The sequence below is a fragment of the Undibacterium sp. Ji83W genome, assembly GCF_049340385.1.
In the GTDB taxonomy this organism is placed as follows: Bacteria; Pseudomonadota; Gammaproteobacteria; order Burkholderiales; family Burkholderiaceae_D; genus Undibacterium.
Genome location: NZ_JBMPOZ010000004.1, coordinates 145,053 through 165,344, shown reverse-complemented (window position 1 = coordinate 165,344; position 20,292 = coordinate 145,053). Strand labels below are relative to the sequence as shown.

The 20,292-nt window shown below is 52.1% G+C and carries 15 protein-coding genes; 6 read left to right on the top strand and 9 right to left on the bottom strand.

The window, feature by feature from the left end; translation table 11 throughout:
* Positions 1-54: 54 nt before the first annotated feature.
* The 5 genes from ACO0LD_RS09770 to ACO0LD_RS09750 all read right to left on the bottom strand — a co-directional run bounded on the left by ACO0LD_RS09770 (position 55) and on the right by ACO0LD_RS09750 (position 7,293).
* Positions 55-1,275, bottom strand: coding sequence for an ABC transporter substrate-binding protein (locus ACO0LD_RS09770; RefSeq protein ID WP_423006494.1), 1,221 nt, complete (start codon positions 1,273-1,275; stop codon positions 55-57).
* Between the two features lie 694 nt (positions 1,276-1,969).
* On the bottom strand, positions 1,970-3,418 hold the full coding sequence (locus ACO0LD_RS09765; RefSeq protein ID WP_423006492.1) for an ATP-binding protein: 1,449 nt from the start codon (positions 3,416-3,418) through the stop codon (positions 1,970-1,972).
* A 10-nt stretch (positions 3,419-3,428) separates the two neighbouring features.
* Positions 3,429-4,145, bottom strand: a complete 717-nt coding sequence (locus ACO0LD_RS09760) for a response regulator (protein WP_423006179.1) — start codon at positions 4,143-4,145, stop codon at positions 3,429-3,431.
* An 18-nt stretch (positions 4,146-4,163) separates the two neighbouring features.
* A complete protein-coding gene (locus ACO0LD_RS09755) occupies positions 4,164-5,489 on the bottom strand; it encodes an ABC transporter substrate-binding protein (protein WP_423006177.1) in 1,326 nt (441 codons plus the stop codon).
* 307 nt (positions 5,490-5,796) lie between these two features.
* The gene (locus tag ACO0LD_RS09750; protein ID WP_423006175.1) at positions 5,797-7,293 is read right to left on the bottom strand and encodes a glycine betaine ABC transporter substrate-binding protein; all 1,497 of its coding nucleotides are present in this window, start codon (positions 7,291-7,293) and stop codon (positions 5,797-5,799) included.
* 397 nt (positions 7,294-7,690) lie between these two features.
* Here ACO0LD_RS09750 and ACO0LD_RS09745 point away from each other — a divergent pair, with 397 nt between their 5' ends.
* Positions 7,691-8,497, top strand: coding sequence for a dienelactone hydrolase family protein (locus ACO0LD_RS09745; RefSeq protein WP_423006490.1), 807 nt, complete (start codon positions 7,691-7,693; stop codon positions 8,495-8,497).
* 55 nt (positions 8,498-8,552) lie between these two features.
* Here ACO0LD_RS09745 and ACO0LD_RS09740 read toward each other — a convergent pair whose 3' ends face one another.
* The 4 genes from ACO0LD_RS09740 to ACO0LD_RS09725 form a co-directional block, all read right to left on the bottom strand.
* Positions 8,553-9,716, bottom strand: coding sequence for a glycerophosphodiester phosphodiesterase (locus ACO0LD_RS09740; RefSeq protein WP_423006173.1), 1,164 nt, complete (start codon positions 9,714-9,716; stop codon positions 8,553-8,555).
* A gap of 264 nt (positions 9,717-9,980) precedes the next feature.
* Positions 9,981-11,045, bottom strand: a complete 1,065-nt coding sequence (locus tag ACO0LD_RS09735) for an alkene reductase (protein WP_423006171.1) — start codon at positions 11,043-11,045, stop codon at positions 9,981-9,983.
* Positions 11,046-11,273: 228 nt separating this feature from the next.
* Positions 11,274-11,861, bottom strand: a complete 588-nt coding sequence (locus ACO0LD_RS09730) for a TetR/AcrR family transcriptional regulator (RefSeq protein ID WP_423006169.1) — start codon at positions 11,859-11,861, stop codon at positions 11,274-11,276.
* A gap of 398 nt (positions 11,862-12,259) precedes the next feature.
* A complete protein-coding gene (locus tag ACO0LD_RS09725) occupies positions 12,260-13,663 on the bottom strand; it encodes an aspartate kinase (RefSeq protein WP_423006167.1) in 1,404 nt (467 codons plus the stop codon).
* Between the two features lie 24 nt (positions 13,664-13,687).
* Here ACO0LD_RS09725 and ACO0LD_RS09720 point away from each other — a divergent pair, with 24 nt between their 5' ends.
* From ACO0LD_RS09720 to ACO0LD_RS09700, 5 genes are all read left to right on the top strand, one after another.
* Positions 13,688-13,837 (top strand): hypothetical protein, encoded by a 150-nt coding sequence (locus ACO0LD_RS09720; protein ID WP_423006165.1) that lies wholly within the window; start codon positions 13,688-13,690, stop codon positions 13,835-13,837.
* 57 nt (positions 13,838-13,894) lie between these two features.
* Entirely contained in the window at positions 13,895-15,421 is a 1,527-nt protein-coding gene (locus ACO0LD_RS09715; protein ID WP_423006163.1) for an FHA domain-containing protein, read from the top strand.
* A gap of 123 nt (positions 15,422-15,544) precedes the next feature.
* A complete protein-coding gene (locus ACO0LD_RS09710) occupies positions 15,545-16,252 on the top strand; it encodes a hypothetical protein (RefSeq protein ID WP_423006161.1) in 708 nt (235 codons plus the stop codon).
* A gap of 224 nt (positions 16,253-16,476) precedes the next feature.
* Positions 16,477-18,732, top strand: a complete 2,256-nt coding sequence (locus ACO0LD_RS09705) for a hypothetical protein (protein WP_423006159.1) — start codon at positions 16,477-16,479, stop codon at positions 18,730-18,732.
* A 102-nt stretch (positions 18,733-18,834) separates the two neighbouring features.
* Complete coding sequence (locus tag ACO0LD_RS09700; protein WP_423006157.1) at positions 18,835-20,268, top strand: protein kinase domain-containing protein; 1,434 nt, start codon at positions 18,835-18,837, stop codon at positions 20,266-20,268.
* The last annotated feature ends 24 nt before the right edge of the window (positions 20,269-20,292 follow it).

Here is a 20,292-nt window from a genome sequence, read left to right as displayed (position 1 = left end):
ATACGACTTGGGGGAGGTATGATCTTAACGCTTGAACTCTCATCGCTTAAACTCTCATCGCTTAAACTTATTCGCACTTGCAACACTGTTTTGTATTCTTGCGGCTGCTTCCTTGCCTGTGACCGTGCCATTCAAAAGATCGGCATTCACATTCCATAATTCCTGTTCCATGCTCGGCTGGCCACGGTTCAATATCTGTGCATTGACGCGTATGCTGGATTCGCACGCTGTTCGCCACTCCATCATTTGCTTGCCTATGGGGTCGCGCACGGCGATCAGGTGATTCGACAGTGAAAAAAATCCGGTGACACGGTTGGTATATAAATCAGCAAATTCTTGCGAGCCCAGCCATTCGATAAACTTGTAGGCATCTTCCTTGTTGCGGGATTTTTTGTTGATGCCTATGCCTATATCCATGTGATCCAGGATGTAGCATTTGTCACCAGTTGCGCGCACCGGTGGTGCAAATACACCAAAGTCCAGCCCCTGCACCTGATTGAAGTAAGAGATATCCCAGGACCCAACCGGGTAGACGGCCGCCTTGCCAGAAGCGAATTGATGCTGGCTGTCGCTATAGGTTTGCGTGCTGGCCGTGCTGGGCAGATACGAACCCAGTTTGGCGGCATAATCAAAGGCGGCGACATACTGTGCATCTGTAAATCTTGCCTTGCCAGCGATAAGCGCCTTGCGGCCTGCTTCGCCATGCCAGTAGTTGGGGCCTATGCTGGTGAACAGGGTTTGTGTGGCTTCCCACTTTTCTGCTGTGCCCAGCGCTAAAGGAACGTAGGCTCCATTCTTTTTTACTGCATCCAGCACAGTCAAAAATTCTGCTTGGGTTTTTGGGGCCTGCAGATTGAGTTTCTTGAAGATTTTTTTGTTGTACAAGAAACCGTGGATGACAGATGCCACTGGCATGCAAAAAGTCGTTTTCGCATCATCGGTCTGCCAGGCCAGCAGGGCGGTCGCTTCAAAATGTTCCATGCCCGGCTTGCCATCCAGTTTTTCCAGATAGCCTTTGTTGTATAAAGACTGTGACACATCAAACGGGCGGCAAGCTACCAGGTCACCGGCTGTACCATTGGCAAAATGTGCTTGCAGGCTGCTGTCGTATTCTGTCGGTGTGGTGGGCGCAAAGCGTATGTCTATGCCGGAGTGGCGTTTGGCAAATGCAGGTATCAGTACTGTTTCCCACAAAGCCTTGTCATCCACGCGCCAGCTTTCCAGGACGAGCGTGCCAGCATTGGCAGTGCTCATCATGGCGGCGGCGCATAACATGGCGATGTGGGGGAAGCGGTTCAAGAGAAATCCTGTTAAGAATATTTATCCGGTAAAACACTTTTAAATCCCCTCCCCTTCAAGGGAGAGGGTTAGGGTGGGGATGGGTTTCGGTTGATTGACCTGAAGTCAAATTGCGATAGAAACCCATCCCCATCCCAACCTTCCCCTTGAAGGGGAAGGGGCTAAAACAGTCCCACCCATTCCACCGCGCCGCTTGCAGGCGGCTGGGAAATTTGCGGTGCAAAGCATGCTTTGCGAATTCCCACAAATCTCCCCTTGAAGGGGAAGGAGTTTCAACAGCTTTACAAATGCTCTTATCTCATCGATTTATCGATATAAATGAATTACTTGAAACCGATACTAGCAATGCGATGAATGTAATGCCACTTGCATATCTGTTTAGTGCGTCTTTTTATAAGTGATTGATTTATTGGGAGTTTGTGTGAACTGGTCAGGTGAACAACTTACAAATCCTTACCCGGTTTTTGCGATGGCATTGCTGTTCGCTAGGGCATGGATGATTTGCAGGCGTGCGAATTCCCAAGCTGACAAAACTTAACTTAAGAATTCCTTACAAAACTTTACAAAAGTCCAGATTCAGGTGTTGTGATTCGCGCAGAGGGATGCCAGCTTGTCCTCAAACGACAAGCTTAAGCAGGTAGAGTTTTTGAAATGAGAGTGATATGCCAGGTCAGGCATTGCCCTCGCTGGGCAGGCTGATGATGGCCTTCAGTCCGCCTTCGGGATGATTTTCCAGCACCAGCGTACCGCCATGGGCTTCGACAACGCTGCGGGCTATGCCCAAGCCCAGTCCCATGCCGCTTTCATTCTGGCTGCGGCCATGCACCAGGCGCACATAGGGATCAAACAGGCTGGGCAGGGCATCTTCAGGCACACCAGGGCCATGGTCGCGTACTTCTATGATGACTGCATCAGTCCCGGCCCGTACGCTGATCTCTGCACGTTCGCCATAATAAAGGGCATTGTCGAGCAGATTGCCTATCGCGCGTTTCAGCGCCAGTGGTTTGCCATATACGGTCACGCCTGAGTCTGCAAACTCCACATTGTGCTTGGCCAGGTGAGCGCTGCGTACCAGCCTGCGTATCAACGGGTCCAGCCTGACTTCAGTGGGGTTTTCATGGATGTCGCTATCCTTCACGCATTGCAATGCACCCTTGACCATCATGTCGAGGTCATCCAGGTCTTCTTCAAATTCACCACGCAAGACATCATCGTCAAGCAGCTCTGAGCGTAGTTTGAGGCGCGTAATAGGCGTGCGCAGATCATGTGAGATGGAAATGAACAGGCGCTCACGGTCTTCGATATAGCTTTGTATGCGCTGGCGCATGGCGCTAAAGGCGCGGGCGGTGTTGATGAATTCCTTGCTGCCTGTCTCTGGCAAATCTGGCACCTGCTCACCCTTGCCAAAGGCTGCAGCCGCATCCGATAAAGCCGCCAGTGGCCGCGTGATCCAGCGTACCACCATGATGGAGAGCAGCAATACAGCAGCCAGTGACAGGCCCTGCAAGACCAGGCGGTCAAAAGACAGAGGGTCGTTGCCCTTCAAAAAATAGGGGTTGGGCATGAGAGCCGCCAGGTACAACCAGTTGCCCGGTTCCAGCTCGGTCTGTATCACCAGCACGGGAGCAGGTTCTGGCTTGATGAGCAAGATATGCTGCACCCAGCTTTCGGGCAAATCGGTGATGCGGGTACCTTCGACAGATGTGGTCAGTTGATCTGGCCAGGCAAAGGCGATTTTGAATTCAGGATATTGCGGCAAGTCAGTCTTGAGGGTATTGCCGACCTTGCCCAGCACTGTATGCGCCAGCGCCTGCGATTCTATTTCTGTGATGGGTACATAGGCATTGTTAGCCTGTACAAAAAAGCGCGTCCCCCCCATTTCGCGGAATTGCTGTATCAGCACGGTGCGGTAATTCGGCGGCAGGCTGCGGAAGAAACGTATCGCGCTTGATGCACTGTGCGCCAGGTATTGCGCTGCCGTGGTCGCTTCTATCTCGGCCTTGGCGCGTTGCTGGGTGGTCCAGATGGCGCTGCCCACGAGCTGCGTCAGCAGCACGCCGCACACCATGACCAGCGACAAGCGGCCCAGCAGCGATTGCGGCAGCCAGCGCCTGAGCATGAGGGCAGATTCAGGCACTGGCCACGCTCACGTCGGCAGAAAATACATAACCAGCCCCGCGTACGGTCTTGATCAGGGTAGGTTGCTTGCTGTCATCCTTGAGCAACAGGCGCAGGCGGCTGATCTGTACATCGAGTGAGCGATCCAATGGACCAGCATCGCGGCCACGAGTTTCTTCTGACAGCACATTGCGGTCCAGCACATCGCCAGGGTGCTCGACAAAATACTTCAGCAACTGATAATCCAGCCCGGTCAGCGCCACCAGTTCGCCGGCATTATCAGTAACCTTGCGCTCTACCAGGTCCAGCGTAAAACCCAGGAAGCGGTAATAGCGTGGTGCTGCCGCCACATCGGTAGTTGCAGTACGGCGTAGTATCGCCTTGATGCGCGCCAGCAGTTCACGCGGGTTATAGGGTTTGGCGATGTAGTCATCGGCCCCCAGTTCGAGACCGACAATGCGGTCAGTGTCGTCTGAGCTGGCCGTCAACATGATGATGGGGATATTGGATTTTTGTCGCACGACCTTGCACAGGGCAAAGCCATCGGTATCGGGCAACATCACATCAAGGATCACCAGTGACAACTGGTTCATCTGGCTGTTGAATTCAGCCACGAAGCTCTCGCCATTGTGCGAGAGGATGACTTCATACTGATTTTTTTCCAGATAGGTTTTCAGTAAAACCCGGGTTTTCTGGTCATCGTCGACTATCAGTATTTTGCGTGTCATCTTTGTCTGCCTCACATCTTATGGAGTTTGTTTTTTATTATTGCCAAATGTCTTGTACATCGCCACCAGCCTGGCTTGGGTGTCGGCTGGGCTGACCGTGGCATCGATAAAATATCTGTGTATCACAGCAATGATGGCATCTTTGCTGGTTTCATCCGTAGCCATGCGGTGCACCAGGCTGGGGGCTTGCGTGGTTGCCCCCTGGGCAAAGGCATTCCAGGATGCACGGGCACAGCTATCCATGCGGGTTGGATCAGCATCACGCCTTACCGATACCGAGCCCTTGACGGCATTGTAGTCAACCTGCACTGCTGGCGTGGCGACCAGGCGGGCCAGTTTTTCTTGTGCGGCAATGCGCGAATAGTCATTGGTGAACATCGAAAAAGTATCGACGCTATACAGGTGATACTTGCCCGTGCCTGGCATTGCGGTGCAGGAAAAAGCCTCGTCAGTGACAAAACCGCCATCATTGAGTTCACCCTTGACCCAGTCGCCGGTGATCATCATGGCCGCCTCGTTTTTGGAAAACTGCTTCACCACCTCTGTCCACGGGCGTTCATCAACAGGATTATTCATCCAGCTTTTCATCTGGCGCAAGCGTTCCAGCGCATGGCTGAAGCGTTTGTCCATCACGGCCTGGGCATTTTGTTTGACGAATAATTCGCGGTGGTATTCTGGCCCACCTTCGATCAAGATGAGGTTTTCAAACAGAGTGGCAACTTGCCATGGCTCGCTGCTTTGTGCCAGTGGTATCACCCCCGCTGCTTTTAGCCTGGCTGCGACGGTGACCAGTTCATCCCAGTTTTCTGGTGCTGACAGCTTCAGCGAGGCGAATATTTTCTTGTTATAAAACAGGGTGTTAATGCGGTGTATGCCCAGTGGTGCAGCCACCACATGTTTGCGGTGCTGTATCAGGTTTTGTATGGTCGGGAAGAAACTGGTATTCCATTTATTTGCCGCCGCAACCTTGTCCAGCTCAAGCAGGAAACCCAGGTCTGCCCATTCGCGTATGGAGACGCCAATGATTTGCGTGACCTCAGGCGCATCATTCGCCAGCACGCGGCTCTTCAATACCTTGCCCGCACCTATGCCTGCACCACCGGGTATGCCTGCATCGCGCCAGGTAATGCCTTCATCCGCCATGCGTGCAGCCAGCAAGCTGGCTGCCTTGCGTTCGCTGGCAGAGGTCCACCAGTGCAAGACTTGCAGCGTGCTGTCGGATTGCGGCGTGGCTGCATGAACTTCGATAGTGCAAAACGCCACGCACAAAACCCCAAGCGCCGCCGCCCTGGCAAAGCGCCAGACTGGTGGTGATGCAGCGACATGATGGGCGGGCGAAATCAAAAGAACTTTTCCGGGCAGGTTATTGCAGCAGGGAAATCAGGTTTTCAGGATTGATCAGGAAGATCGAACCGGATGCATATTACCAAAGGGGGCTGCTTTCTGGTAGGCATTGTTCTTTTGTGTACACAATGGCGATTATTGTGTTTCGTGCGGCGTGTGATTTAACTCCTTCCCCTTCAAGGGGAAGGTTGGGATGGGGATGGGGTTCTATCACAGTTTGATTATCGGTGAATCAACCGAAACCCATCCCCACCCTAACCCTCCCCTTGAAAGGGAGGGAATTGCATAGAACATTTTCCTTTACCCTTCAATTTCTTCTCCTCACCACCACCCTCTCCAACAAATCAAACCCCCACTGCGTCAACAAAGCCAGAGCCGCCGCAGGCAAGGCACCTGCCAGCAGCATCTGGTTGTCATTCAAGGCCAGGCCTATGGTGATGCGTTCGCCGTAACCACCTGCACCGATGAAGGCGGCGATGGTTGCCGTACCCACGCTCATGACTGCTGCCGTCTTCACACCCGCCAGTATCATAGGCAGGGCCAGAGGCAAGTCTATATTTAGCAAGCGGTCTCGTGATGACAGGCCCAGGGCTTGCGCAGCCAGGCGTAATCCAGTGGGTACCTGCACCAGACCTACGCAGGTATTACGGACGATGGGCAGCAGGGCATACAGCGACAGGGTGATCAGGGCGGGGGCAAAACCTATCCTGCCCAGCAGCGGTATCAACATCGCCAGCAAGGCCAGTGAGGGGATGGTTTGCAAAATGCCGACAGTCGCCATGACGACTTCGCGCAAGCGTGGGGCAAAGGCGGCGATGATGCCCAGCGGCATACCCACTAAACAGGCCAGCGCAACTGACAGCAATACCAGTGTCAGATGCTGCCAGGTCAGCTTCAAAAAATCTGCACCAAATAATTTTGACATAAAACTGGCTCGTTCAACACTTGCCGGTGACCTTGCCAAAAATTGCTGAGCCGCCTGGGCAAAGCTCTGCCCGTCAATTTCTACGGCTGCATTCATCGCTATCATTTGTGCATTGTCTATCTTGCCTTCCAGTTTCTGTATAGCTGCCCAGGCTTGTGGGAATCGTGCTGGCACGTTCAGACGGTATAGCAAGACTGCGTCATAACGCGGGAAATAATTTGCATCATCTACCAGCACGCGCAAACCAAGCTGCTTGATCTTGGCATCGGTGGAATAAATATCAATAACATCCACTTGTTTGGCATTCAGTGCCTCGTAAGCGATGCCATGATCCAGCCCGCTAGCTTGTTGCGGTAAGTGATAGCGTTTGACCAGACCTGGCCAGCCATCGGCGCGGCCTAAAAATTCATGCGAGAGTCCAAAGCGTACATCAGTTTTTGTCGCCAGATCAGTGAGTGATTTTATGTCAGGAGCTTCAGGCCGCATCGCCAATGCGTAGGTATTATTAAAACCCATAGGAACAGCAACTCCCAGACCTTGTTTAGCCAGTTCAACCCGCATCTCCTGCATGCTGATGGCGTTTTCATGCTTGAGTATCTCGGTATTGATGGTACCCATATACTCGGGATAGACATCAATGCTGCCATTCTTGAGTGCATTGAAGACAATGGCAGTATTACCCAGCCCTTGCTGATGTAGAGCAGGATTATGTGCTGCCGCAGTTTGCGTCAGGATTTCTCCCAGCACATAGGATTCAGTAAAACGCTTGGAGCCAACTTTGAGCGTATCGGCGGCTTGTGCCTGTACTGCAAAACTGCTTAGTAATAACAGTTTCAAGGCTAAAGATAAAAGATATTGCAGCCTGCACCAGATCAGCATGGGTTTATGCTCCGCTAAATTGTGATCGAAACTGCGATTGACGGTACCGTATTCTACATGCCGTTTGCAAATGTCCAATTCCGCCTTGATTCTGGCTGAACCGCCGCTATTCCTGTATCTGGCGCTGGCCTACACTTATTACTTTAAGACCTCTCACCAGAGAGACACGGAGACACAGAGAAAGGCAGGAGAAAAGCCTTTTACGGAAAATCATTTTTCTTTGTCATTGCAATTAATACGCAATGACAAGAATTTCTCTATGCTTTTCCTCTGTGTCTCTGTGCCTCTGTGTTGAGAGGTTTTGATATTCAGTGGTTTGAAATCAGGAGTGCTTATGTCGAAAATGGAATTTACGCAAATACCGATACAGGGAATCAGTTTTAGTACTAAACAGGACATGCATGCAGATGATCCACTCAGCGACTTCAGCGCACGCGAGATCACGCTCAATGAAGTTAGCAAACGTGTCTATGTCACTGGCACAGGGCCTGCCGTCATCGTCATGACAGAGATGCCCGGCATCAGCCCGCATGTGGCACGCTTTGCGCGCTGGGTGCGCGATGCCGGTTTCACCGTATATATGCCTTCGCTGTTTGGAAGGGATGGTGTGGTCGCATCGGCAGAAGAGGGTGCAGCCGTGTTCCAGAAAGCTTGTGTCAGTGCAGAGTTCCGTGCCTTTGCTGGCAAAGGGTCCAGCCCGGTCACGCTATGGCTGAGGGCGCTGGCGAGGCTTGCGCATGAAGAATCTGGTGGCCCAGGCGTGGGTGCAATAGGCATGTGCTTCACGGGTAACTTTGCCTTGTCCATGATGCTGGAACCAGCGGTGCTTGCACCAGTAGTATCGCAGCCATCCTTGCCTATGGATGACCCGGCAGGCACGGGGATAGACTCAGCCGATTTGCAAGCCGTACGCCAGCGCCTGGAGGCAGAAGACCTGACGGTCATGGCTTATCGTTTTGCGGGCGATGCATTTTGTCGTGCCCAGCGTTTTGCGGCATTTTCAGAAGCCTTGGGCGATCGCTTCATCAGCAAGGTGTTGCCAGACAGCGCTGCCAATCAGGATACGGCGCCCTTTTTTAAACGCTACGTAACGACACCGCATAGCGTGGTGACGGCGCACCTGATCGATGAGGAAGGGCAGCCAACCATCGCTGCGCGGGATGAGATACTAGATTTCTTTGCCTGCCGCTTAAAACAAGTTTAAACAAAAAAATGCCTGGATCAAAATCCAGGCATTTGCATTAATACTGCAAAGAAGCTTACTTCTTGAACGCAGTCACAGCAGCACGGCCAACAGAAGGATCATCGGTAAAGAAACCGTCGATACCCGCTTTCAGGTAAGCAGTGATCTCTGCAATAGAGTCACCACGCTGCGTCAATGAAGCAGGATCACCTAGGCGCATGCTAGGTGGCAGGAAGGGATTTTCCGGGCGCAGTGTCCAGGTGTGTACCTTCAAGCCAGCAGCGTGCGCATCAGTGACAAAGCTGGTCGTTGCACCCAGTTCATTCTTCGCATCGCGCGGGATGATGACTTCCTTGTACGGCGATACTGCATCTGCATATTGTGCGATTTCTTTCAAGCCTGCCGGAGTGACCAGGTCAGCATAAGTACGGTTGCTGCCAGCGGCGATAAAGTCATACGGCGCATTGCGTGGTACGCCATTGACTGGCGGGTTCAGCGGATTATCAACCAGTTGCACCAGACGCATCTCTGTCATGCCACGGAGTTCTTTCAGATTCGCCACTTCAAAAGACTGGATGAAGACGGCAGCATTTTTACCCTTGTAGCCATTCGCCACCAGCGCATCGACCAGACGTTTTTCCAAAGGCAAGCCTATGGATTTGAAGTAAGTCGGATGCTTGGTTTCAGGGTAAATGCCAATGACGCGGTTCTTTTCTTTTGCCTGTTGCTTGACCAGGTCAATGACTTCTTGCAGCGTTGGTATTTCAAACTGTCCATCATAAGCCGTGTTGGCAGGGCGGTTTGCCGGGATGCGTTCCTTGGCGCGTATGGTCTTCAATTCTGCCAGCGTAAAATCTTCAGTGAACCAGCCAGTGACAGGGATGCCATCTATGGTCTTGGTGGTTTTGCGGGCAGCGAATTGCGGCAGTGTCGATACATTGGTCGTGCCTGAAATTTCATTTTCATGGCGTGCGACCAAGACACCATCCTTGGTGGCTACCAGGTCAGGCTCAACAATATCTGCACCGTCATCTATCGCTCTTTGATAAGAAGCCAGCGTATGTTCAGGGCGCAGTGCAGATGCACCTCTGTGGCCGGTGACTGTCGGCAATGGTGGCCAGGAAATGCCAGGGTTTTGAAAATCTACAGGCTCGCTGCTATTACCGCCACAGGCGCTCAGGCTCATGCCTGCAAATACCGCGCACAGCAAGCGCGCAGCGTGTCTGGATAAATGTCTCATCAAGTTATTCCTCAATATGCATTACAAAAATGAGGCCAATACAATTGGCCAGATATGCTTCGCTGCCATCATGTTGGCGTTGGCAGGAATGTAAGGCTCAAGAGTTACCAGATGATGACTTGGAGAAATATCTTACAAACTGTTTCACCTCTGTTTTTCGGAAGAAAATAAAAAAGGCCAACCAATTTGGTCGGCCTTTCATCGCATTACTTGAGCGGTATTACCTGCGTTGCGTCATGCGCTACATCGTGTGCTCATCATGTGTTAAGCAGCTTGCAGGCTAGGATAATCAGTATAGCCTTTTGCGCCCGGTGTATAGAAAGTCGCTGCATCAGGAGCATTCAATGCCGCGCCTTGCTTGATACGTGCAGGCAGGTCAGGGTTGGCCAGGAAGCTGGTGCCAAATGCCACTGCATCCAGTGTGGAATTACTGATCGCTTGCGCAGCTTCGTCAGCGTTGTAACCCATATTGCCGATCAACACACCTTTGTAGTTGGCGCGGGCGATCGTCAATACATCACCAGTCTGTGCCTGGAAGAAGTCAGAACGCATCAGGTGCAAATACGCCAGTTTGAATTCATTCAGGCGTGTAGTCAGATAAGAAATCAGGGCCAGTGGATCACTGTCTTTCATGCTGTTATAGCTGTTGATAGGCGACAGACGCAGGCCAACTTTGTCTGAACCAATTGCAGCACTGACTGCTGTCAATACTTCAAACAAAAAGCGCGCACGGTTTTCTATGGAACCACCATAGCTGTCAGTGCGTGTGTTGGCGCTGTCACGCAGGAACTGATCAATCAGGTAGCCATTGGCACCATGCACTTCTACACCATCAAAGCCAGCAGCAATCGCATTTTTTGCACCTTGTGCATAAGCGGCAACCAAGGCAGGAATTTCATCGAGACGCAATTCGCGTGGCACGGCATTTGGTACTTTACCGTTTGGTGTATGCACTTCGCTGTCAATCGCGATGGCGCTAGGGCCGACGTTTTCAACACCGTTGTTGAAGGCAGGAACAGCAGCACGGCCAGCGTGCCAGATCTGCATGAAAATCTTGCCGCCTTTGGCATGCACGGCGTCAGTCACGACTTTCCATGCAGCGATTTGTTCTGCATTATAGATGCCTGGTTCAGCGTAGAAAGCGGATGTGTTTTCAGCCACCATCGTGCATTCAGTCACGATCAGGCCGGCAGTGGCGCGCTGGCTATAGTATTCCGCCATCAGGGCGTTAGGCATGTGACCTGCATCAGCACGTGCACGTGTCAGTGGTGCCATCAGGATGCGGTTAGCGAGGGATACAGAACCGGTTTGCAGAGGATTGAATAACATTTCTTAATTCCTTTATTGGGCGTATGAGCAGCAAAAATACTTGTGGGCAAACTTATGGTAAAACTTGATTGGGTAAGCAAATCCAGAACTCTATGTGTAGCCAACCCAGGGTACTTCAAGATAAAAATTAGACTGGTCGTCTAGAAAAAATTGATAATAAGTGATTTATAAAATGTTCATAACTATATTCACTAAGGGGAATGCACTTGGTGTTTCAGGTTCTGGACTTTACAGCTTGAGCATCTTGCGGGTAGCCAACATCGCACTTTCCAGTGCACTCATGTCACGCCGCATCTTGGTCAGCAGCGTGGCGCCCAGCCACATCTGGTACAGGGTCAGTGAGCAATGATCTGCATCGAGGTCCACAGGCAGAGAACCGTCGTTGATACCCTCGCGCATGCAATCTGCCAGTCTGGCAATAATGCTATCAGTGCCATGTTGCAAGGCCAGGCGCATGGCTTCAGACAAGTCTGATACTTCGCCACCCAGCTTGGCCGCCAGGCACTGGCATTGCACGCTTTCACCCGGGCGTTCGGGCAACCAGCCCTGCCAGTAACGCATGAGACGCTTGGCTGCTGGTATATCCGTATTTTTCAATACGACATCAACTGCTGCCAGGTAACCGGCAAAATAATCATCCAGCAAGGCTTCGCCAAATAATTCCTTGGACTTGAAATAATGATAAAACGAACCCTTGGGCACCGCTGCTGCTTTCAACACCTCGTTCAGACCGACCACGGAAAAGCCCTTGCCCAGGATAATGGGCTTGGCTGTATCGAGGATGTGTTGCCTGACATCGGTGCGCGGAGTGTTCATAGTTTTGAATTCTAAAACAAATTAGACCAGTCGTCTAGTAAATTTTTGCAGAAAAAAATGTGTCGAAAATGAGCGAGAGCAGGTAAATGAGATTAGTCAATTTTTTGAGCGCGGATGTCATAGGCCGCACATATTGAGCCACTTGATTGGTTGGCAACAAACGCCGCTGGGCTCCAGCCTGCGCTGGAGCGACGAATTTGAGAGTTTGAGTAATACCAGAACCGTCCTCGTTTTGAGAACAAAAGCTCAAGGTCTGTGCAAAGCGACTAGCCCCTGCTTCGTCGCTCCAGCGCAGGCTGGAGCCTAGCGGCTTTCGTTGGTCACCATAGACATTTTTTTGCTGGCAAGCATCAAAACCAAACTTTCATCAAAACAAAAGCTGCAGACATCCCAACCCCTCATCCCCCAAAAAACTCCGCATGTATCGCCTGCAAAGCCAGTTTCCTGTCCTCTTGCTGCACCAGCATATAAGCCGCCACCTCGCTGGCCCCCGCAGCTGCCAGGCAGACATGCACGCCAGCTGCAATCGCAGCGGACAAGGCACGGCTGGCGATTGCGCCACCTACATCAGACGCTTGCAGCACACCGTCACCAACCACAGCGACAATAGCCACATCTGCGTTACGTGATACTTCCACCACACCGGCCAGATGATGCTCTACCAGTGCCGCATAGCCAGCATCGAGATGATCACGGGATACCAGGATATTGATGGCAGTCTGGGCCGTCAGCACGCTCTTGATATTGATGCCGTTGGCATCCAGCGTATTGGTCACCTGCGCCAGGATGCCGGGTTTGAACCCCACGCCAGGGCCGTGCAGTTTCAGGATCGCCACGTCTTCTGTCGAGGTAACGCTCTTCACCACATCACGCGTTACCTTGCGTTGTGCATTGATGATGGTGTAAGGCAAGAGGCCGCGCTCAGGGCGGGTGATGTTCAAGATGCGGATAGGGATATTCTGGTCAAACAAAGGCTCTACTGTGCGTGGGTGCAAGATCTTGGCACCGAAGTAAGACAGCTCTGCTGCTTCCAGATAATTCAATTGCTTAATCGTATGTGGCGCGCTCACCGTGCCAGGGTCTGCACTGAGGAAACCATCCACATCCTTCCATACATCCAGCGATTCTGCACCTATGCAGCAAGCGATGGATGCTGCTGAATAATCGGAGCCGCCACGGCCAAATAGCGTGGCTTTGCCATCACGGTCAACACCATAAAAACCCGGCACGACGATGACTTCATTGCCTTGCAAGGCTTTGGAAACAGCTGGGGCGCTGGCATCAAAATCACAGGCAGCGTTGCCAAACACGCCATCAGTGACCAGGCCTATGTCTTCTGGCAAGGCCTCGCGCACGCGTATGCCATGGCTGAGCAACACTTCAGTCAGCAACAGGCTGGACAGGCGCTCACCATAGCTGAGGATGGCATCATTGACGAAGGTAGGCACATCACCTATGCAGTGTATGCCAGTCAGGTAACGGTCGAGCTGATCAAGGCGCGCTGACAGTGCTTTTTCTACACGTGCACGGGTTGTGGCATCGCTGATATTCGCTTCAAGTATCTGCTTCTTCAGGGCACGCAGGTTTTGCGTGTAATCCTTGCTCTCGGCCAGGGCAGCTGCCGTGCCTGCACCCTCCCGTGCAGCTTGTACGCAGGCGATGAGGGCATTGGTAATGCCATAAAATGCCGACACCACCAGCACCAGCGGCTGTTGGTAACTTTGCACGACATTGACAACGCGGCTGATATCTTCAGGCTGGCGCAGGTTGGAGCCACCAAATTTAACGACGATTTTTTTCATTGCAATTTCCAAAGCAGGGATAGCATGTTGATCACAGTCGTTCCGCAGGCAAAATGCGAAATGGCATATATCGAAACAACAAGGGTAATGCAGCCAGCCGGGCAGGTCAACGCAACTACCGTGGCCTGCGGAAAAAAAACAGGCGGCAAAACACGGCTGTATTCCCCCATTTGATCCGGCGCTTTAACTCTATAGTTGTAGCATCGCCCGTATTATGACCGTTGCCTCATCATGAAAAAATGCCAAACCCGAGATCACCCCCATTGCACGCATTGGGTGGCAGAGGGGGAAGCCGTCTGTGCCGCAGGTCACCCTCAGGCAGTTAGCCCGCTAAGATTGGAGTTACTCAACGAATCGGCGGACAGACTGACCCGAAAACGTGTCGCAGTAACACCAGCCAGCCTGCATCTGCACTTCAGCGGCTATGACCCACGTGCGGCAGGCGGCCGCCAAACCATCAGGCTGGAACTGCGCGGCATGTTGCCACCAGATTTCACCATCATGGAAGTGCAATTGCGTTGCGAACTGATTGCCGAGGGTGCCGCAAAGCTGCGCTTGTCGCGTACTGCCTCTGGACTATGGCAACCCTTGTTGGTCAGCTTTTCATCCAGGAACAAAGAACATGGGCAATACCCGCTTGAAATCAGCTTGTCGCACGAACAGGTATCCAGAACCAAACGCAAGTGGCTGTGCACCAGCGTTATCTTCGTGCCACGGCCTGATGCCACACTGACAGAGATACACAGTGTCTTTTTGGCTGCACAAAAGAATGTCAGGGTCATTGCAGAAGATGGTGCCATTGCCACACTCAGTGGCTTAGGGCAATCCAATGGCTATGCGCAAGGCAATATGGATATAGAAATCAATGCCAGGGATGCATCGATTGCCAAGCTGGACATGCGCTCACCAACAGGAAAATATGAAATCGCCATGGGCACTATTGCCTGGGATGAAGAACTCATGGAAGTCGCAACAGAACCTGAAACCCCGGTGGCAATAGCCAGATCAGCAACAAGTAAGCCAGTACGTGAGTCAACAAGTAAGCCAACAACAGCTGCAACAAAATGGGCCAGCCTGATGGGAGAGCTGACCCAGTCCCAGTCCTGTTGCAATATCCGTCTCTTTGCCATGGATGAGTATGTGCTTGGTCGTATGGAGCAACATCCTCAGGCTGACATCCTGCTAAGCCACCGTGCCAACAACGCAGCAGAAAACGCCAGAATGACCCGCCGCATCAGCGCCCGCCATGCCATCATCCGCAGAAAGGGGATGGGGGCAGAAATTACCGATGTGTCGCGCTATGGCACTTTGCTTGATGGCATGGCGATGGAAAAAGACCAGGCCTATGCTTTGCGCACAGGCATGCAAATCGAGTTTTGTGCCAGCGTCAGGGGCATAGTCAAATTGCAAGTCATGGCAATGCTGCCGCATGCCGTCATTCTTGGGGACATGCATGCATACGCTGGTAGTGAGTTATTGTGGCTCATGAGGTCTGAAACCAAGCCCGAAACCAAGCCTGAAATTCGTCCAAGTTCAATAGCAGAAAATGCATCGCTGCCACTGCCTTTGATATTTCATTTTCAAAATGCATTCTGGTACAGAGATGTACTTACTTCGCAAGATACCAGGCTGGGCGCACAAACCGATTTGCAAGCTTTAACGCAATTGCCTGCAGCCAGCATATATTGCGACTTCCCTTACACGGGTATTCATGACTATGGTATCTGGCGACATGACAAGTTCAGCCCAAGCGCGTGAACACAGACAGCACAGGTAGCATACTGCGCCACTTTTATTATTGAATCCTGCAACTATTTCCATCTTTATATACAGCAAGCCTTAAATCCACCATGCTGCCGCCATCAACATTGGGGGCACATCATGGACACACTTTATGGTCAACAACGATCTTTCACTTTAGCGCTTGTCTTGTCACTAGTGTTTACTACAGCACAGGCGGGTAGCCGGTTTGAATTTGAACAGCAAAGCCATCACAACAATACCGGCAAGCTAGCACAAGCGGGAAAAGGCAGATATCAGCTGGAAATTGAAGGCAGCGTTTTCAATCTGATCAATGCACACGTTATTGAAACTTCACAAGATGATGGTGCCACCACCCTATTCGACAGCAAGCCAGGTATCATCAATACGCCCTTGCTTCCCGATACACCAACATGGGCTGATCCTATCGCTGGCATTGTTAAAGATCATCAAATCATTATCAGTACACCAATTCCAGGCCCACATTGGCAGGATTACACGACCCGCTTGTATACCGTTGATCAAAAGTACACCGTGGTCGCGCGCGTCGGATGGATATTCAGCCGTAGTTTTGCACACCATGATCGATATGAAATTACCATTGTCGATACCGAAGTTTCGCCAGCAGCAGTCAGGGTAGCATTGACGCGTGGCTATGGCCGCAATCTGGGGCTGCATCCAGAGGCATTTCTGGGCTTTCCCATCAAGATAGTGGGTCATCTCAGCAGCCGTGAAGTGGTAGACAATGCCAGGGAAATGACGACTGAATTTCAGTTGCAAGCGCTTGGCATGACGCCGTGGACACCAGCCAACAAGTTGCCTCAATAAAATTACTAACTGATATTGAATAATGCCAGACCGCTACCACCAGTCTGGCAACGATGACCGCAGCAGTTCCGGCACAAACTGCAATACTCTACAACAATACCCCGATCTAGGCCCTAAACCTCCTTCTGTTCGCGTCTTTCAAATCCATTCCCGGTGCTACCATTTTTGCTCAGGTGCATGATGTTCCCTCGTCCAAGCACCGCGCCGCGATTGAAGGAGTTCCCATGTTCAGCATCTTTGCCAGTTCCAAGCTCAAGTGTCCCCAGTGCGACCATAGCAACATACAAGATGCCATCTATTGCACGCATTGCGGCTTCATGTTGAGCAGCCCCCGGCATGAGACGATATTGCGCCACAATCGCTGGCTGCCAAAAGAGAATGAGGTCGCCATGTATTTCGGCGTGCGTCCGCTCAGCAGCCTCAGCAAACAAGACTTGCACATCCCGGTCAGCGCCCGTGCCTATATATTGCAAGAAGGCCAGTTTGTCGAATTGCTGGCGGGCGACTATATCGGGCAAGACATCAGCAGCCAGCTCATGGGTTTGCAGACAGACAAAGCTGCTGAAGTTTTGCTGACACGCCTGAACCCTTTTGCCCTGCTGTTCAGTTTTGAAGAGTTACATACAGCAGAATTCCTGGCTATCGCGGCCAAGTTTGTCATCAGCGTCAAGATTGCTGATGTACCTGCATTTTCCAAGCATTTCATGCATGCACCTGGCATCATCACCTGCCAGCAACTGCAGCAATTGCTGGAACCCATGGTGCGCCAGATTGCGATTGAATTTTTGGGTGCGCAATCCTTGCGTGACTTGCAAGACAATGCCCACCTGCGCCAGCAACTGGATGAACGCCTGTTGTCTACCTTGAACCTGTCCATTGCAGAATATGGTTTCGCCGCAACCCAGGCCGTTACCCGCGAAGTGCGGCATGACAAGCTGACGGATGACAGGGAAAAGCTTAGCGAAAAGATAGGTAGCATGCATCTGGTCATCGATGGCCAGCGTGCCAAACTGGAACAAAGCAAGCTCATTGATGCACTCTACACCAATAGCGAATGGCAAAAAATCGCCAGACAGGAAGAACAAATCCGTCTGCGTTACCGTCACGAAGAAATGCGCCAGCAGTTTGGCAAAGACTTAAGCTGGCTGTATATGCAAGGCCAGGTCGAGAGCGCCAAGAAACGCCTGAGCCGTGCCAAGTTGCGCCAGGATGAAAATGAAAGACTGCAAACCATACGCGCGCGTGAGCTGGAATTGTATGGCCGCATTGCCGATGCAGCCACCCGCAAGCATGCGCTGGAACGAGGTGCCGCAGATACCGTTAAAGAACTTGAGCACAGCCTCAAGCAAAAATCTGAACATCGCCAGAATGAAGCAGACCAGTGGCTGCATATCCGCACCATGGCGCGCATCAAGATGCGTTCAGAATCAGAAATCACCCAGTTGCAAGGTAAAGAAGCCGCACAACTGATGCAGCAAAAAATCCAGCATCAGTTAAAAAAATTCCAGCTCGAACACGAGTTTGCACAAACCAGCCTGATCGCAGATCAGGAACAGCAAAAAGCCCAGACAGAATTATTGCACCGCAAGCAAAACCAGTTGGCACGTCGTGAGCAGGAACTGGAAGATGAAGAACAAAAAAACCGCCTGATCCTGATCAGCATAGAAGCAGAAGCCAAGGCCAGAGAGTTCCAGCGTATACAGACGTGGGAAGAAGAACTGCAACAACAGCGCACACGTGCCCTGCAACGTGAAGACAGCATCAGCGATGTTGATACTGAATTCAAACTCAGCCAGGTACAAGAAAAAATCAATGGCATCAAGCGCAACGACAGCCAGGCCGATGCCATGGCCCAGCATGAAAAACTCCTGACGACCTTGAAAGCCCATGCCCTGTTTGAACAGCAGACACAGCAGCAACATCATCAGGCCAGGCTGGCCGAGGTAGAAGTGGAAACCCTGCGCCAGCAACTCAAGCAGCAAGATGATGAACGCCGCTGGAAAAAAGAACTGCAACAGGCAGAAGCAGAACGGGCTGACAAATTCGCCAGGCTGAGCCTGGAACGCGAACAACGCCAGGCCGAGCAGGCACATGATGCCCTGCTGGCACGCATTGCCATAGAACGCATGAACGCCATCGCCAACTTTAGTGAAACTGGCAAGATCGCCACTGCTGATCCTGCCAATGCCATTGCACTGGCCGAGATCGTCAAGGTCCAGGCTCAGTCCAGCCTGACGGCAGAACAAATCCTTGCCATGCAGGCGGGTAGCTCAGAACATGCTGCTAACGCCATGAGTGCCATGGCCAGCGCGCAGCAAGGCATGACATGGGAACAGGCAGTCAAGATGCTGCAAGAGCGCATACAGGATGAACGTACGCAAAGAGAAGCGGAACAGCAAAGACGCCATGAGATAGACCTGAGCATGGCGCAAAACGCTGGCAACCGTGTAGCGCAGTCCGGTCAGGCAGGCAGAAAATAAGCAGAGGACGAAGCTGGGCGTCTTAGCTGAAAATCTCAGTTGAAAATCTTAGCAAACTAATGTCACACCCTATATCCAAGTTAAAAAAGACCAGTCATCACAATGCAAACGCCATTACAAAAAATCCGTGAATTGCGCGCATTGCTGGATGAAGGGCTGCTCACCGAAGACGAGTTCAAGCAACGCAAAGACGCCATCCTCGATAACGAACTTGCCCCAGCCATTTCCAGGCAGGCCAGCAAGGCTGCACAAGAGTCGGTGCAAGGAACTGACCTGGGTTTCCTGGCGGGTCAAGAAGTAGGCGGCGTCTCCAAACGCTACAGGCTGGAAAAACTGTTAGGGCAAGGCGGCATGGGCCAGGTGTGGCAAGCCAGTGATCTGGCAACCCAGGCAGAGCTTGGCCATAGCGAGATAGTTGCGCTAAAGATTTTGCCGCCACAGCTTACCCAAAGTGCCCTGCATGCGCGTCTGCTGGTGGAAGAAGCATCGCTGGTGCGCAGGCTCGCTCATGAGCATATCGTCAGAGTCTATGACTGGGCACGTGACCCGGCCACCAACAGCTATTTCATCATCATGGAATATCTGGATGGGCACGATCTGGAAAACTACCTCATCAAGCACACCCGCTGCACCCTCAAGCAAGTGCTGGACATGCTCAGCCCCGTGGCAGATGCCCTGGACTATGCATGGTGCAAGCACAAACTCGTCCATCGTGATTTAAAGCCCAGCAATCTTTTGCTGACCAAGGCTGGCGATATCAAACTGCTCGACTTTGGTATCTCGGCCCGCTTGCGCAGCCATACCCAGGCAGGCTTGATTTCCACCAGCATGACGCCTTCACGCTCACCCTATGCGGGCACAGCAGGCTACCGCGCGCCAGAAGCTGGCAGCCATCAGCATAGCCCTGGTCTTGATGTATATGCAGTAGCTGTCATGATTTACCAGATGCTGGAAGCGGCCATGCCCTTTGGCGAATATCGCCACCCTCAACAGCAACCGATACAGCCAGCAGCATTGAATGCAGCACAATGGCAAGTCTTGCAAAGCGGTTTTGCCATCCAGCCAGACCAGCGTCCAGCCAGTGTCCGTGTGCTATTGCAGACCCTGCAGGCTGCGGCCAGGCCGCTTGCCAACGCAGTACAAAGCAAAGCAGCAAGTTACGGCAAGCAGCCAGAAATAAAAGAATCCCCCATAGAAGCAGCAGCCCGCCAGCGCGCAGAACAAAGACGACAACGCAAGGAACTGGAAAAGCAAAGACGTGAACAAGCCAGCGCAGCCTTGCGCGCACTCATCGCCAGACAAAACCGCCTGCACGCCATAGAAGATGCGCAACGCCGCCAGAAAGATGAACAGCAGCGTCTGCACAAAGAACAGCAAGAGCAAAGACGCCAGCAAGAAGAAGCCATGGCTGCTGTATCGAATAGTGATACACCTGGCGATGTCACCATCAGCTGGGAAGAAGCCCAGCGCTATCTGGCAGCCATCAGCCGCAACACAGGACCAGATAATGGACAAATACCTGGTGCTGCGGCCTAGTTAAAACCCGTGCTTGAACAGGCA

Coding starts and splice junctions, on each gene's coding strand:
- ACO0LD_RS09720 (WP_423006165.1), top strand. CDS start 13,688: ATGTTGATCACAGTCGTTCCGCAGGCAAAATGCGAAATGGCATATATC.
- ACO0LD_RS09765 (WP_423006492.1), bottom strand. CDS start 3,418: ATGCTCAGGCGCTGGCTGCCGCAATCGCTGCTGGGCCGCTTGTCGCTG.
- ACO0LD_RS09700 (WP_423006157.1), top strand. CDS start 18,835: ATGCAAACGCCATTACAAAAAATCCGTGAATTGCGCGCATTGCTGGAT.
- ACO0LD_RS09705 (WP_423006159.1), top strand. CDS start 16,477: ATGTTCAGCATCTTTGCCAGTTCCAAGCTCAAGTGTCCCCAGTGCGAC.
- ACO0LD_RS09735 (WP_423006171.1), bottom strand. CDS start 11,045: ATGTTATTCAATCCTCTGCAAACCGGTTCTGTATCCCTCGCTAACCGC.
- ACO0LD_RS09730 (WP_423006169.1), bottom strand. CDS start 11,861: ATGAACACTCCGCGCACCGATGTCAGGCAACACATCCTCGATACAGCC.
- ACO0LD_RS09715 (WP_423006163.1), top strand. CDS start 13,895: ATGAAAAAATGCCAAACCCGAGATCACCCCCATTGCACGCATTGGGTG.
- ACO0LD_RS09725 (WP_423006167.1), bottom strand. CDS start 13,663: ATGAAAAAAATCGTCGTTAAATTTGGTGGCTCCAACCTGCGCCAGCCT.
- ACO0LD_RS09770 (WP_423006494.1), bottom strand. CDS start 1,275: ATGTTATGCGCCGCCGCCATGATGAGCACTGCCAATGCTGGCACGCTC.
- ACO0LD_RS09760 (WP_423006179.1), bottom strand. CDS start 4,145: ATGACACGCAAAATACTGATAGTCGACGATGACCAGAAAACCCGGGTT.
- ACO0LD_RS09740 (WP_423006173.1), bottom strand. CDS start 9,716: ATGAGACATTTATCCAGACACGCTGCGCGCTTGCTGTGCGCGGTATTT.
- ACO0LD_RS09745 (WP_423006490.1), top strand. CDS start 7,691: ATGCATGCAGATGATCCACTCAGCGACTTCAGCGCACGCGAGATCACG.
- ACO0LD_RS09750 (WP_423006175.1), bottom strand. CDS start 7,293: ATGCTGATCTGGTGCAGGCTGCAATATCTTTTATCTTTAGCCTTGAAA.
- ACO0LD_RS09710 (WP_423006161.1), top strand. CDS start 15,545: ATGGACACACTTTATGGTCAACAACGATCTTTCACTTTAGCGCTTGTC.